Origin of the sequence: Microbispora oryzae, assembly GCF_017896165.1 — a bacterium.
In the GTDB taxonomy this organism is placed as follows: domain Bacteria; phylum Actinomycetota; class Actinomycetes; order Streptosporangiales; family Streptosporangiaceae; genus Microbispora; species Microbispora oryzae.
Map to the genome: position 1 here is coordinate 120,857 of NZ_JAFCNB010000013.1, position 14,512 is coordinate 135,368.

The 14,512-nt window shown below is 72.0% G+C and carries 11 protein-coding genes; 7 read left to right on the forward strand and 4 right to left on the reverse strand.

What is annotated here, in order from left to right; all coding sequences use genetic code 11:
* The first annotated feature begins 64 nt into the window (after positions 1-64).
* Positions 65-2,104, forward strand: a complete 2,040-nt coding sequence (locus JOL79_RS22815; RefSeq protein ID WP_210157920.1) for an NACHT domain-containing protein — start codon at positions 65-67, stop codon at positions 2,102-2,104.
* Positions 2,105-2,147: 43 nt separating this feature from the next.
* Positions 2,148-3,683 (forward strand): long-chain-fatty-acid--CoA ligase, encoded by a 1,536-nt coding sequence (locus JOL79_RS22820; RefSeq protein WP_210157921.1) that lies wholly within the window; start codon positions 2,148-2,150, stop codon positions 3,681-3,683.
* Between the two features lie 98 nt (positions 3,684-3,781).
* Here JOL79_RS22820 and JOL79_RS22825 read toward each other — a convergent pair whose 3' ends face one another.
* The 3 genes from JOL79_RS22825 to JOL79_RS22835 form a co-directional block, all read right to left on the reverse strand.
* Complete coding sequence (locus JOL79_RS22825) at positions 3,782-5,041, reverse strand: SAM-dependent methyltransferase (RefSeq protein ID WP_210157922.1); 1,260 nt, start codon at positions 5,039-5,041, stop codon at positions 3,782-3,784.
* 24 nt (positions 5,042-5,065) lie between these two features.
* A complete protein-coding gene (locus JOL79_RS22830) occupies positions 5,066-6,436 on the reverse strand; it encodes an FAD-binding oxidoreductase (protein ID WP_230985280.1) in 1,371 nt (456 codons plus the stop codon).
* 157 nt (positions 6,437-6,593) lie between these two features.
* Positions 6,594-7,595: a 2-hydroxyacid dehydrogenase gene (locus tag JOL79_RS22835; protein ID WP_210157923.1), complete on the reverse strand. Its 1,002-nt coding sequence runs from the start codon at positions 7,593-7,595 to the stop codon at positions 6,594-6,596.
* Positions 7,596-7,669: 74 nt separating this feature from the next.
* Between JOL79_RS22835 and JOL79_RS22840 the strand changes: the two genes are divergently transcribed.
* Positions 7,670-8,791, forward strand: coding sequence for a CaiB/BaiF CoA transferase family protein (locus JOL79_RS22840; RefSeq protein ID WP_210157924.1), 1,122 nt, complete (start codon positions 7,670-7,672; stop codon positions 8,789-8,791).
* 19 nt (positions 8,792-8,810) lie between these two features.
* On the opposite strand, the gene JOL79_RS22845 is transcribed toward JOL79_RS22840, so the two are convergent.
* Entirely contained in the window at positions 8,811-9,332 is a 522-nt protein-coding gene (locus tag JOL79_RS22845; protein WP_210157925.1) for a GyrI-like domain-containing protein, read from the reverse strand.
* A gap of 103 nt (positions 9,333-9,435) precedes the next feature.
* Here JOL79_RS22845 and JOL79_RS22850 point away from each other — a divergent pair, with 103 nt between their 5' ends.
* From JOL79_RS22850 to JOL79_RS22865, 4 genes are all read left to right on the forward strand, one after another.
* Positions 9,436-10,875: a GuaB1 family IMP dehydrogenase-related protein gene (locus JOL79_RS22850; protein WP_210157926.1), complete on the forward strand. Its 1,440-nt coding sequence runs from the start codon at positions 9,436-9,438 to the stop codon at positions 10,873-10,875.
* A 151-nt stretch (positions 10,876-11,026) separates the two neighbouring features.
* Positions 11,027-11,401: an FKBP-type peptidyl-prolyl cis-trans isomerase gene (locus JOL79_RS22855; RefSeq protein WP_210157927.1), complete on the forward strand. Its 375-nt coding sequence runs from the start codon at positions 11,027-11,029 to the stop codon at positions 11,399-11,401.
* A 56-nt stretch (positions 11,402-11,457) separates the two neighbouring features.
* On the forward strand, positions 11,458-12,918 hold the full coding sequence (locus tag JOL79_RS22860; RefSeq protein ID WP_210157928.1) for a glycosyltransferase family 39 protein: 1,461 nt from the start codon (positions 11,458-11,460) through the stop codon (positions 12,916-12,918).
* A gap of 59 nt (positions 12,919-12,977) precedes the next feature.
* Entirely contained in the window at positions 12,978-14,504 is a 1,527-nt protein-coding gene (locus tag JOL79_RS22865) for an ATP-dependent DNA ligase (RefSeq protein ID WP_210157929.1), read from the forward strand.
* The last annotated feature ends 8 nt before the right edge of the window (positions 14,505-14,512 follow it).

A 14,512-nucleotide genomic window follows, 5' to 3' on the forward strand; every position in this document is an offset into this window, starting at 1 on the left:
GACGCCGGTCAGGGACGGACCAAGAGCCGATAATCGGATCAGGTGCCGGCCGAGGGGTGGTGACATGCACAAGGGGCGGCTGATGGCCGCGCTGACCGCCGCCGTCGGCGCGATCCTCCTGCCGGTCGCCGTCAACGTCGCCACCGGCGGGACGCTGCCCGCCGAACTGGAGCCGTACCGGAGCTGGGCGTGGCCTGGCGTCGCCGTTCTCGGCCTCGCCGTCGTCTGGTTCGCGATCGACGCCGTGAAGCCCGCCGCCGGGCAGGCCCGCGACCGGCCGTACGGCAGGACCCGGCCCGAGACACGCCGGCGCGCGGCGGATAACGTGCGGGCGCAGCTCACGCGGCGGCTGGACCTCAAGCTGGGCGACGTCCTCCGGGTGGACGTCCGCCTCGAGGACCACCCCGAGGCGGTCGAGCCGATCCTGAGCAACCGGGTCAGGCGTCTGGACACGTCAGCCCCGGTGACCACGAGCGTCCGGAAGTCGTTCGACGACCTCGACCGCTCCATGGTGCTGCTGGGCCGGCCGGGGGCCGGCAAGACGACGCAGCTGCTCGAACTCGCCCTCTCCCTGCTCGACGAGAAGGACGGGCCCATCCCCGTGCTTCTCGACCTCGGCGGCTGGGGGCGGAGGCGGGGTCCGCTGCCGTTCCTCGACCGCCGGAAGACCGTCCACGACCTGCGCGAGTGGCTGCTCGCCCAGGCGCAGGAGCGGTACGGCCTCGGTGCCCGGGTGGGCCGCGAATGGCTGGACGCCGGCGACCTCGCGCTCCTCCTCGACGGGCTGGACGAGGTGCCGGAGGAGGCCCGGGGTCACCTGGCCCGCCTCATCGGCGAGCTGCACGGCCTGCACCGGGACCTGACGATCGCCGTGAGCTGCCGGAGCGCGGAGTACGAGGCCGCGCCCGCCCTCGCCCTCAACGGCGCGGTCGTGATCCTGCCACTCGGCCGGGAGGACGTCACCGCATATCTGTCCGCGTCGGGGAGCCGCTTCGCGGACCTGCGCCGCGCCCTCGACGCCGACGACTCTCTGTGGGACGTCATCGACTCCCCGTTCTGGCTCCACGTCCTGGCGTCCGTGGCCGGCGATCCCGCCCTGGGGGATCCGCGGGAGCCCGCCGGCCCCGCCGCGCGCAGGAGACGGATCCTGGACCTCTTCGTCGCGCAGGCTCTGCGGCGGCCGAGGCAGGAGATGGGGCGGTACGCCCCCGAGAGGGTCGTGCGATGGCTCGGTCAGCTGTCCACGGTGGCCAGGATGTCGGGATCCACGGTGATCGCCTCCCCCTTCGACCTGATGTCCCGGTACGCGCGGACGGTCCCGCCCCGGCTGCTCTCTCCGGTCCTCCCGCCACTGAGCATCGCACTGTTCGTCGCGTCGGCGCTGGTCACGGCGGTCTCCCTCTCCAGGGGAGCGGGCGCGCTCACCGCGATGGCGCTGGGCTGGCTGCCGGCCAGCATGTCGATCACGCTGTCGGCGGAGGCCGTCGCCGCCGGATACATGAAACCGCCCAGGAGCGCCGGCGTCTGGGTGACCGGCCTCGCCGCGGCGATCCCGGTCGCGTTCGGCGAGTTCGAGCTCCGGGACATGCTGCTGACAAGCCCGGGAGCTTTCGGGACCGCCGCCGCCGCGTCGGGGAGCGTGACCTTCGTCGCGTCGGCGGCCGGGGGCGTCCTCGCCGTCCTGGTGCCGTACTTCGACGAGGACGCGGACGAGGCGCGGACGGACAGGTCGATGACGTTGACGGCCCGCGGTGTCCTGGCGGCGGCGGCCCTCATGTCCGCCGTGTCCCTCCCGCCGGCGGTGCTGGGCGTCGTGGGTTGGACGGGCCCGTTCACGGACGCGGTGGGCGGCGTCCTCCTGGGCACGTTTGTCGCCGCCGGTTCGGGGGTCATTTTCGGGATGCTGCTGACGGGATGGTGGCTGCCGCCTCTCGTGCTGGTCGCGGCAGGACTGCTGCCCATCCGGATGACTGATTTCTACCGCTATGCGGCGTCGGCCGGTCTTCTGGTGCCGGACGGCGAGAACTCGTACCGGTTCCTGCATCAGATCTTCGTCGACCACTTCGCCGAGCATGCCCATTGCGCCCGCGCCGACAGCCGTTAATGTGCTACCTACCGGTCGGTATGCGAATCGCCTGGAGCCGCGAATGCTCAACCTGTCCGTCCTGCTCGAGGACACCGTGCGGGAGGATCCCGACCGCACGGCGCTCGTCTTCGGCGACCTCCGCCTGTCCTACGCGTTCGTGGACACGATCGCCAGCCAGGTCGCCAACCTCCTGGCCGCCCGCGGCATCGGCAGGGGGGACAAGGTGGCCCTCGCCTGCCCCAACCTGCCGTACTTCCCCTTCGTCTACTTCGGCATCCTCAAGGCGGGCGCGACGGTCGTGCCGCTCAACGTGCTGCTGATGGGCCGGGAGATCGCCTACCATCTCGACGACTCCGGCGCGAAGGCGCTGTTCTGCTTCGAGGGCACGCCGGAGCTGCCGCTCGGCGAGCGCGGCCGGGCGGGCTTCGCGGAGGCCGCCGCGGCCGAGCACTTCATCGTGCTGCCCGCCACCCCCCTCGCCACGGAGTCGGAGCTCGGCGAGACCCTCTGGGCGGCGATCGACGGCATGCCCGGCACGTTCGAGACCGTGCAGGCGGCGCCGGACGACACCGCCGTGATCCTCTACACGAGCGGCACCACCGGCCGGCCCAAGGGCGCGGAGCTCAGCCACGCCAACATGGTGATGAACGCCATGGTCACCGACGAGATGCATCCCCGGCGGGACCGCGACGTCTACCTGGCCGCGCTGCCGCTCTTCCACTCGTTCGGGCAGACCGTGGTGATGAACGCCGGGTTCCGCCGGCGGGCCACCCTCGTCCTCACCCCGCGGTTCGAGCCGGTCGAGGCGCTGCGGCTGATGGGGCGGGAGGAGGTCACACTGTTCGCCGGGGTGCCCACCATGTACTGGGCGATGCTCTCCGCCGTGAACGCGGGGACGGCCCAGCCGCCCTCCTCGCTCACCACGGCCCTGTCCGGCGGCTCGGCCCTGCCCGTCGAGGTGCTGAAGGGCTTCTCCGCCGCGTTCGGGGTGGACATCCTGGAGGGCTACGGCCTGTCGGAGACCTCACCGGTTGCGTCGTTCAACCAGCTCGGCCGGCCCGCCAAGCCGGGTTCGATCGGCACTCCCGTCTGGGGGGTGGAGATGCGCCTCGTCGACCCCGGCTGGAACACCGTCGGCACGGCGGGCGAGGTCGGCGAGATCGCCGTCCGCGGCCACAACATCATGAAGGGCTACCACAACCGGCCCGAGGCCACCGCCGAGGTCGTCAGGGACGGCTGGTTCCGTACGGGCGACCTGGCCAGGCGCGACGAGGACGGCTACTACTTCATCGTCGACCGCGCCAAGGACATGATCATCCGAGGGGGCTTCAACGTGTACCCGCGGGAGATCGAGGAGGTCCTGATGACCCACCCGGCGGTCTCCCTGGCGGCGGTGGTCGGGGTGGCGCACGAGTCGCACGGCGAGGAGATCAAGGCGTACGTCATCCGGCAGCCCGGCGCCGCACTCACCGAGGACGAGCTGGTGGGCTGGTGCAGGGAGGCGATGGCGGCCTTCAAGTACCCGCGGATCGTCGAGTTCCGCGACACCCTGCCGATGACCGCCACCGGCAAGATCCTCAAGCGCGAGCTGCGCTGAATCATTCTCCCCTGGGCCCCGCGCCGGGGCCCAGGCCACCCGGTCCGGCGGCTCACGCGCCGGACCGGTGTCGGCCTGGGGTCAGGGCCGGTCTGGGATCAGGGCCAGTCGAGGGAGGGGCGCAGCGGGACCCGCGCCGAGGAGTCCTCGTCGAGCTTGACCCCGAGCACCTGGTGGAGCTGCACCTTGTTGCGCTCGAAGCCGACGACGCAGCCCGCCATGTAGAGACGCCAGACGCGGGCGGTGCCCTGGCCGACCTCCGCGACCGCCTCGTCCCAGTGGGCGTCGAGGTTCGCGCACCATTCGCGCAGCGTCAGCGCGTAGTGCTCGCGCAGGTTCTCCTCGTGGCGGATCTCGTAGCCGATGTCCTCCATCTGGCGGACGAGGTAGCCGACCGACTCCAGCTCCCCGTCGGGGAAGACGTACCGGTTGATGAAGCCGCCCTTGTTGAACGTCTTCTCCGTGCCGGTCGGACGGGTGATGCAGTGGTTGAGCAGGCGGCCGCCCGGCTTGAGCTTGTCGTACAGGAAGGAGAAGTACGACGGGAGGTTGTCCTTGCCGATGTGCTCGGTGAGGCCGATGGAGCTCACCCGGTCGAACCCGGTCTCGGCGACGTCGCGGTAGTCCGTGTAGCGGACCTCGGCGAGCTCGGACAGGCCCGCCTCGGCGATCGCCTTCTGCGCCCACTCGGCCTGCTGCCGGGAGAGCGTCACGCCGAGGCCCTTGACGCCGTAGTGCTTGGCGGCGTGCATGACCATGCCGCCCCAGCCGCAGCCGACATCGAGCAGCCGCATGCCGGGCTCGAGACCCAGCTTCCTGGCGACCAGGTCGAACTTGGTGAACTGGGCGTCCTCAAGACTGGCGTCCGCCGACGGGAACACGGCGCAGGTGTACGCCATGGACGGGCCGAGCACCCACTCGTAGAACCTGTTGGAGACGTCGTAGTGGTGGTGGATCGCCTCGGCGTCGCGCTGCTTGGCATGGCGGCTGCCGAGCCGGGCCAGCGCGCTGCGCCGCATCTCCTGGGGCGGCAGCGGCACCCGCATCAGCAGCGGCTTGGCGCCGAGCGACCGGATCGCGGCGACCTTCTCGCCCAGCGGCAGGTCGTTGAGCGTCAGCGACCACATGCGGTCGAGCAGGGTGTACATGTCGCCGTGGACGTCGAGGTGACCGGAGACGTAGGCACGGGCGAGGCCGAGCTCCCCGGGCGCCTGGGCCAGATAGGCCACGGCGACGGGCGACTTCACCTCGATCCGGATGTCCGCCCCGAGCGAGCCGGCCTTGCTGCCGTCGTATGCGGCGAACTCCACGCCCGCGTCAGGGCCGACGATCTTTTCGAAGATCTGCGCAAGAGTCATGTGTACCTCTCCGACCTGCGACGCCTACCTGCCGCGGACGCACTTGTCGTACAGGTCGAGCATGCGCCCGCCCGGGTCGTACGACCGTTTGACCGGCCAGTAGGCATCCCCGTTGTAGAGCCGCCAGAACTCGTCGCGTTCGTAGAACGAGCTCGAGTAGAGCGACTTGTGGCCGTCGAGGGCGTGCACCGCCTGCTCGATCAGCCGGTTGTGATACCCGTCCTGCTGCCCTCTGGGCAGGGGGACCATGCCCCAGAAGCCGAAGTTCACGTACAGGCGCCCCGGCTCGAGGGGATAGAGCGGCCACTGTCCCGACGCCCGCAGCGGGCACATCCAGACCGGCGCCATGCCGATCTCGCGGTGGAAGACGTCGAGGAACTCGGCCCCCCGCTCGACGGGGACCTCCACGTCCTGGATGACCGACTCCTGCGCGGGATTGCCGCGCCAGCGGTCCAGGCGGGCGGTCACGCCGTACCTCTGGTCGAGGCCGACGAGCTTGCGATAGACGTCCGAGCGCAGGTAGCGGCGCGGCACGAGCGAACGGACCAGCGGCTGCTGCACCCCGAACGCGCGGGAGCACCAGAACCAGTCGGTGTCCCAGCGCCACAGGTAGTCGCGGATGGTCAGCCAGTCGCGCGCGCGGGTGCGGATCGACTGGTAGTAGATCCGCATGCCCGTGTAGTCGGAGGTGTAGGGAGCCCGGTCGCAGAACGTGCCGACCGTGATGTAGAGCTCGTCCGGCGTGAAGAACACGCCGTCGACGAAGTCGACCTTCTCCCCCTCGTGCTCGCGGCTCTCGCAGATCTCCTGCATCGCCAGCATGCACTTGTCGGCGTCGGCGAAGCGGATGTGCGTCAGGCGGACGAACGGCTTGACCCGGGCCAGCTTGATCCGGATGCGCAGGGCGTAGCCGAGGGTGCCGTAGGAGTTGGGGAAGGACCGGAACAGGTCCGCGTGCTCGTTGTCGGCGCGGGCCACCACGACGCGGCCGTCCCCCGTGAGGATCTCCAGCTCCTCCACCGACTCGTGCGGCAGGCCGTCCCGGAAGCTGCTCGACTCGATGCCGAGCCCGGTGACCGCGCCGCCCAGCGTGATGGTCTTCAGCTGGGGCACCACGTACGGCATCAGACCGTGCGGCAGCGTGGCGTCGACCAGGTTCTCATACGTGGTCATGCCCTGGACCTCTGCGGTCATCGTGTCGGGGTCGACCTCGATCACCTGGTCGAGGTCGCGGGCCGACAGCGTGGCCGTCTTGGCCGGCGCGCGGAAACGGAACAGGTTCGTCGTCGCCTTGCCCAGCCGGGGGGTCGCGTCCCCCGGGATGGCGGCGTACGACTCCCTGATCTGCTCGACAGCCTTTTTATGGGCGGTCATACTGGCCGTGCGCTCTGGCATGACACCACCCCCATGGACCATAGAGATCGCCTCTAGGCACGCTAACCCTCGAGAACATCGCTGACCAGACCAGACACGTTACACGGGGGAAAACTATCGAGTTCACGCGTGACATCTCGGGAAACCGGATCGGCAGCGACGATCGTATCCTGCCGTTTTACCTTCGGATCACGAGGGGGTCCACCCCGTTGACCACGTTCACGACCGGGCGCCCCGCGACGGCCGCGCCGAGGTTCCCGATCACGCACTCGATCAGCCTGCCCGTGGCCTGCGAGGTCGCCCCGGCGGCGTGAGGGGACAGCAGGATCCGGTCACAGGCGCGGATCGGGTCGCCGGCCGCCGGCGGCTCGGGGTCGTAGACGTCGAGCGCCGCCCCAGCCAGGTGGCCCGACTCGACGGCGGTCAGCAGCGCGGCGTGGTCGACGAGGCCGCCGCGCGCGGCGTTCACCACGATCGAGCCGGTCGGCATCGCGGCCAGGCGACGCTCGTCCAGCATGCCCCGGGTCTCGGCCGTCAGGGGCACGACCAGGACCAGCACGTCGCTCGACGCCACCAGGTCGTCGAGGCCCAGGTAGGCGGCGCCGTACGACTCGGACCTGGCGGAGCGCGACCAGTAGGACACCTGGCACCCCAGCGCGCCGAACAGCCGGGCGCAGGCCGCGCCGATCGGCCCGAAGCCGGCGATTCCCACCCTCGCGCCGGCCAGTTCCCTCCTGGACAGGGTGAGCTGCGGCCACTCCCCCGCCCGCATCCCTCGGTCGCCCTCAGCGAGACGCCGCAGCACGGCCAGCGCGGCGGCCACGCACCACTCCGCCACGGCGAGGGTGTTGACCCCGGCCGCGTTGGCGAGAGGCACGCCCGCGGCCCTCAGCGCCTCCAGGTCGTGTCCCTCCACCCCCACGCCCGGCTGCTGGACGAAAGCCAGGCGCGGCGCGTGCCGTACGGCCTCGGCGTCGAGCGCCAGCGCGCCGCTCCAGTCGCCGATGACGATCTCCGCGTCGGGCAGCGCCTCCAGCAGGGCCGGCCGATCGTGCCGGGCCGGGACCGAGAGCTCCACCCGGTCGCCGAGCCCGGCCAGCAGGCCGCGCAGGACGCTTTCCGGGAGCGGGGGGAGGGCGAGGACCTTCCAGGTGGCGGAGGGGGGATCCGAGACGGTCACGGGCGAAGTCTGCCACGCGACCGAAGCATGTTCTACTGGCCCGGTACGACGGAGGACGCTCCGAGGAGGGTCGGATGGAAGAGTCCTCGAAGGGCCCGCTGACGGGATTCCGGGTGCTGGAGCTCGCGGGGCTCGCGCCGGGGCCGTTCGCCGGGATGATGCTGGCCGACCACGGGGCCGAGGTGCTCCGCGTCGACCGCGTCGGCGCGGTGCGGGACGAACCGCGCCACGACGTCATGGACCGGGGCAAGCGCACGATCGGGCTCGACCTCAAGTCGCCCGACGGCGCCGCCGCGTTCAGGCGGCTCGCCGAGCGCGCCGACGTGGTGATCGAGGTGTTCCGGCCAGGCGTCGCGGAACGGCTCGGCATCGGCCCCGCCGACCTCCACGCGGTCAACGAACGGCTCGTCTACGGCCGGATGACCGGCTGGGGGCAGGATGGCCCGCTCGCCGCCGCGGCGGGGCACGACATCGACTACATCGCGATCGCCGGTGTCCTGTCGATGCTCGGCCGCGCCGGGGAGAAGCCCACTCCCCCGATCAACGTCATCGGCGACTTCGCGGGCGGCGGCCTGATGCTGGCGTACGGCGTGCTGCTCGCGCTGCTGGAGCGGGAGCGGACCGGCCGGGGCCGGGTGGTCGACGCGGCCATGGTCGACGGCGCGGCGCTGCTGTTCTCCATGTTCTACGCGGGGGCGGCGAGCGGAGCCTGGGGTCCGCGCGGCACGAACCTGCTCGACACCGGGGCCCCGATGTACGACACGTACGAGACCGCCGACGGCGGCTTCCTCGCCGTGGGGCCGCTGGAGCCCCGCTTCTGGGACGAGATGGTCTCCCTGATGGGCCTGGACGGCCTGCCCGACCGCGGCGACCGCGCCAACTGGCCGGCGATCCGGCAGCGGCTGGCCGCCGCGTTCGGGTCCCGGACGCGGGCGGAGTGGGAGCGGGTCTTCGAGGGATCGGACGCCTGCGTGTTCCCCGTGCTGTCGCCGCGCGAGGCGGCCGCCCACCCGCACAACCGCGCGCGCGGGACGTTCGCCGACGTCGGCGGGATGACCCAGCCGGCGCCCGCGCCGCGTCTGGTCGGCGCGGGGCGCGGCGACCTCGCCCCCGCCACGCGGTTGCGCGACCTCACGTCGTGGGGTCTGCCCGGCGACGAGGCGGAGGCCCTGCGGGCGGCCGGACTGCTGGCGTGATCACATCGCGGGAGAACGATCAGGCGGGCTGAGCCGGCGGAATGGGCGGAACCACAGGGATCGGCCCGGTCGGATCCCCGAACGACGGCAGCGTGGCCACGTAGAGATCGACGCCGCCGAGGTGGTGGATCTCCAGGTCGGTCGTGAACGCCCTGGCCGGGGCGGCCCCCGACTCGACGTGCTTGCCCACCTGCTGCCAGGCGTCGCGCAACGCGTCCGGCATGGGCCCCCGCGCCTCGAACAGCATCGCCGGGACGCCCGGCACCCGGACCGCCACCATGCCCTCGGGCAGCCGCGCGGCCGTGTGCACAGCGGTGCCCACGATCTGGGTGTACGCGCCCCGGCCGGCGCTCTCGTAGTCGGTCAGCACCGCGTAGAGGTTCTCGTCGACCCGGCCGGGAACGTGCGCGAACGCGCCCGGTGCTCCAGCACGCGCCCACAGACCGGGCGACCGGGCGAGGGCCGGGTCCGCCTCGGCCGCGGCCGAGGTCCGTACGGCATAACCGACGACGAGCACCTCGGGCCGGTCAACGATGATCACGGGTTCTCCTTCCGGGCAAGCTCAATCTATCCGCCGGCGTGTCTCGGCCCGCCCCCGGCCGGGAATGCCGTCGATGACCGCTCACAGCGTAGGCTGGACAAACGTGCGATTCCTCAACGATGTGCCGCCGCCCTACGATCTCACGTACAGCGACGTCTTCATGGTGCCGTCCCGCTCCTCGGTGGGATCGCGCCTGGCCGTCGACCTGTCCTCCAGGGACGGAACCGGGACGACCATTCCCATCGTGGTCGCCAACATGACGGCGGTGGCCGGCCGCCGCATGGCGGAGACCGTCGCCCGCCGGGGCGGCATCGCCGTCATCCCCCAGGACATCCCCATCGACGTGGTCGCCGACGTCATCGAGTGGGTGAAGAGCCGCGACCTGGTCCACGACACCGCGATCGCGCTGACGCCGCACGACACGGTCGGCGAGGCGCTCAACCTCCTGCCCAAGCGGGCGCACGGCGCGGTCATCGTCGTCGACTGGGAGAACCACCCCGTCGGCGTCGTCACCGAGGCCGACTGCCAGGGCGTCGACATGTTCACCCAGCTCTCCCAGGTCATGACGGCCTCCCCGCAGACGCTGCCCCGGGGGATCGACCCGCAGGCGGCGTTCGAGGCGCTGCACGAGGGGCGCCACCGGCTCGCCCCCGTCGTCGACGGGGACGGCCGGCTCGTGGGCATCCTGACCAGGACCGGCGCGCTGCGCTCGACGCTCTACCGGCCCGCGGTCGACGCCGGGAACCGGCTGCGGATCGCCGCCGCGGTCGGAGTGAACGGCGACGTGTCGGCCAAGGCCAAGGAACTGCTCGACGCCGGGGCCGACGTGCTGGTGGTGGACACGGCCCACGGCCACCAGGAGAAGATGATCGGCGCCCTGCGGGCGGTGCGGGCGCTCGGGCCCTCCGTACCCGTGGCCGCGGGCAACGTGGTCACCGCCGAGGGGGTGCGCGACCTGGTCGAGGCGGGCGCCGACATCGTGAAGGTGGGCGTCGGACCGGGGGCGATGTGCACCACCCGGATGATGACCGGCGTCGGCCGGCCGCAGTTCTCCGCCGTGCTCGAGTGCGCCGCCGAGGCCCGCCGTCTGGGCCGGCACGTCTGGGCGGACGGCGGGGTGCGCCATCCCCGCGACGTCGCGCTCGCGCTCGCCGCCGGCGCCTCCAATGTGATGATCGGCTCCTGGTTCGCGGGCACGTACGAGTCTCCGGGCGACACGCGCACGGCGGCGGACGGCCGGAAGTACAAGGAGAACTTCGGCATGGCGTCGGCGCGGGCCGTGCGGCTGCGGACCGCCGAGGACAGCCCGTTCGAGCGGGCGCGCAAGGCGCTGTTCGAGGAGGGCATCTCGACCTCGCGGATGTATCTCGACGCCCTGCGGCCCAGCGTGGAGGACCAGATCGACGCCATCGTGGCCGGGCTCCGCTCCTCCTGCACCTACGCGGGAGCCGACGACCTGGAGGAGTTCCACGAGCGGGCCGTCGTCGGGGTGCAGAGTTCCTCCGGATACACGGAGGGCATGCCGCTCCACCAGAGCTGGTGACCGCGCGCACACCGCCGCACACCACAGCGAGCCCCCGTCCCCTCGCCCGGGAACGCGCGGAACTCCGGGGAAGGGCGTTCCGGCGGGGGCCGCGCCGGTAAAGTCAGGCGACTGCCGGAACCTCCGGCACCACACGATTGAGGAGACCCACGTGGCACTCGAGAAGCCCGAGATCGACTTCCCAGAGGGCGCGGCACCCGCGGACCTGGAGATCGTCGACCTCGTCGAGGGGGACGGACCCGAGGCCAAGCCGGGACAGAACGTCACCGTCCACTATGTCGGCGTCGCGTTCTCGACGGGCGAGGAGTTCGACGCGTCATGGAACCGCGGCCAGCCCTTCCAGTTCCCGCTCGGCGGGGGCCGGGTGATCGCCGGATGGGACCGCGGCGTCGCCGGCATGAAGGTCGGCGGGCGCCGGCGCCTGACCATTCCGCCGCACCTCGGATACGGCAACCGGGGCGCGGGCAACGCGATCAAGCCCGGCGAGACGCTCATCTTCGTGGTCGACCTTCTCGGCGTCGCCTGACAAGCATCTCGACACGCGCCTTCCCTCCGGGCGGGCCGGCACAGCATCATTGCCCGGTGACCACCCTGACAGCGGTCCGTCCGGACGCGCGTATCTCGCGCACTCCCGTCCTCGCCATCGCCCTCGCCACGACGGTCGTGCTCCTCGTCAACAGCCCCTGGTACGGCTACCACCGCGACGAGCTCTACTTCCGCCTGCTGGGCGAGCATCCCCGGCTCGGATACTTCGACACCCCGCCGCTGACCCCGATGATCGCGCGGGTCTCGACGGCGGTCTTCGGCGACACACTCGTCGCGCTCAGAGTCGTGCCCGCCCTGGCGGCCGGCGTACTCGTCCTGCTGATCGCCATCATCACCCGCGAGCTGGGTGGGAACCGCAGGGCGGAGATCCTCGCGGCGGCGGGCACCGCCACCGGCATGCTGACCCTGGTCGCCGGCCACACGCTGCTGACCCTGACGACCGACCTCGTCCTGTGGACGGGGGTCACGCTGCTCGTGATCCGCGCGCTCAAGGGCGACGGACGGCAGTGGATCTGGGTCGGTCTGCTCGCCGGCGTCGCCACCTACAATCGCGATCTCATCGTGATGCTGCTGGGCGGCATCGGCGTCGGCGTCGTGCTCTGCGGGCCGCGCGAGGTGCTGCGCGACCGGCGGTTGTGGATCGGCGCCGCCCTCGCCCTGCTGATCGCCTCCCCCAATCTCTACTACCAGGCGACGCACGGATGGCCGCAGTTCCAGATGGCCACCGCGCTGCGGGAGAACGACGGCACCGGCAACCGGCTCACGTTCGTGCCCCTCCAGGTGGTGCTGATCGGCATTCCGCAGGCCGTCGTGGGCGTGGTGGGCTGGCGGCGGCTGTGGCGCGACCGGCGGCTGCGGCCACTCGCCGTCGCCTACCCGGTGGCCTGCGCCGCGACCCTGTTCTCCGGCGGCCGGCCCGACTACACCGGGGCGTTCCTGCTCTACCTGTTCGCCGCGGGCTGCGTGTCGGCGGCGGCCTGGCGCCGCCGCCCGCTGCTCGCCGGCGCGCTCGGCCTCAACGCCGTGATCAACATCGTGCTGGCTCTGCCCGTGATCCCGGAGTCGTCGCTGGCGAGCACGCCCGTTCCGGCGGTGAACGAGACCGCCCGCGAGGCCGTCGGCATGCGGGGGATCGCGCAGCAGGTCGCGAACGTCGTCCGGGCTCTCCCCGCGCAGGACCGCGCCGGCGCCGTGGTGCTGGCGGACAACTACGGCGAAGCCGGAGCGCTCGACCGCTGGTCGGGCGAGTTCGGGCTGCCGCGGATCTACAGCAGCCAGAACGAGCTGTGGTGGTGGGGCCCGCCTCCGGAGGGGACGCGCGTGGTCGTGGCCGTCGGGTTCCCGCTTACCGGCATGTCCCGGGTCTTCGGCCAGTGCGCGCACGCCGCGACCGTTCAGGGGGTGATCGGCGAGGAGGAGGGCCGGTCGGTCATCGTCTGCCGGGACCCCCGCCTGTCCTGGCCGGAGCTGTGGCCGCGGATGCGCCACTACGACTGACGAAAGGCATCCCACCCCCGGCGTGGGCGAACACCGCTCCGGTGAGGCAGTATTACGGTGTGTTGCTGATCGACCTTGCCCGCACGTCGGCGGCGGTCGCCGCCGACTCGGCGCGGCTCGCCAAGATTCGGCACCTGGCCGAGCTGCTGGGCAGGGTGGGGCCGGACGAGGCCGAGATCGCCATCGCCTACCTGTCCGGCGAGCTTCCGCAGCGGCAGATCGGGGTCGGCTTCCGCAGCCTCCGCGACCTGCCGGAGCCGCGCCAGGTCGCCACCGCGACCCTCACCCAGATCGACGCGCTGCTCGACCGGATCAAGAGTCAGTCGGGCGCCGGCTCCCAGGCCGCCCGCAGAGATCTGCTCGCCGAGCTGTTCGGCGCGGTCACCCGCCAGGAGCAGTCGTTCCTGGTGCGGCTGCTGACCGGCGAACTGCGGCAGGGCGCCCTCGACGGCGTCATGATCGAGGCGCTCGCCAAGGCGGCCGAGGTGCCGTCCGCCGAGGTCAGGCGGGCCCTCACGTTGCGCGGCTGGCTGCCCGCGGTGGGCGCCGCCGCATTGCGGGGCGGCGTCGGGGAGCTGCGGGACTTCCATCTGGAGGTGGGGCGCCCGGTCGCGCCGATGCTCGCGCAGAGCGCCCCAAGCGTCACCGCCGCGCTGGAGAAGATCGGCGGCCCGGCCGCGGTCGAGTGGAAGTTCGACGGCGTCCGGGTGCAGGCGCACCGCAAGGGCGAGGACGTCTCCGTCTTCACCCGCACGCTCGACGACATCACCGCCCAGGTGCCCGAACTGGTCGAGGCCGTTCTCGCGTTGCCGGAGAACGACCTCGTGCTCGACGGCGAGGTGCTCGCGCTGCGCCCGGACGGCCGCCCTGAGCCGTTCCAGGTGACCTCGGGACGCGTGGCGAGCAAGACCGACGTCTCGTCGCTGCGCGCGAGCGTGCCGCTGAGCGTCTTCTTCTTCGACGCCCTGCGGGTCGGCGGGGCCGACCTGCTCGACCTGCCGGCGGCCGAACGTCACGTCGCGCTGCGGACCGCCCTGCCCGCCGGGCTGGTGGCTCCGCGCATCGTCACGGCCGAGCCGGAGGAGGGCGAGGAGTTCTTCGCCGACGCCGTACGGCGGGGCCACGAGGGCGTGGTGGTGAAGTCGCCGCTGACGCCGTACGCGGCGGGCCGGCGGGGGGCGGGCTGGATCAAGGTCAAGCCCCGGCACACCCTCGACCTGGTCGTGCTGGCCGCCGAATGGGGAAGCGGCCGCCGTCGCGGCTGGCTGTCGAACCTCCACCTGGGCGCCCTCGATCCGGAGACCGGCACCTTCGTGATGCTGGGCAAGACGTTCAAGGGCCTCACCGACGAACTGCTGACCTGGCAGACCGAGCAGTTCCTCCGCCTGGCCCAGGGGCCCGCGGACGACTGGGTGGTGCACCTCAAGCCGGAACTGGTCGTGGAGATCGCCTTCGACGGCGTGCAGCGGTCGAGCCGCTATCCCGGCGGGATGGCGCTGCGGTTCGCCCGGGTCCTGCGCTACCGGCCGGACAAGCGCGCCGAGGAGGCCGACACCGTGAGCGCCGTACGCGCGCTCATGCCCTGAGACGGCGA

Coding starts and splice junctions, on each gene's coding strand:
- JOL79_RS22840 (WP_210157924.1), top strand. CDS start 7,670: ATGGAAGAGTCCTCGAAGGGCCCGCTGACGGGATTCCGGGTGCTGGAG.
- JOL79_RS22815 (WP_210157920.1), top strand. CDS start 65: ATGCACAAGGGGCGGCTGATGGCCGCGCTGACCGCCGCCGTCGGCGCG.
- JOL79_RS22820 (WP_210157921.1), top strand. CDS start 2,148: ATGCTCAACCTGTCCGTCCTGCTCGAGGACACCGTGCGGGAGGATCCC.
- JOL79_RS22825 (WP_210157922.1), bottom strand. CDS start 5,041: ATGACTCTTGCGCAGATCTTCGAAAAGATCGTCGGCCCTGACGCGGGC.
- JOL79_RS22830 (WP_230985280.1), bottom strand. CDS start 6,436: ATGCCAGAGCGCACGGCCAGTATGACCGCCCATAAAAAGGCTGTCGAG.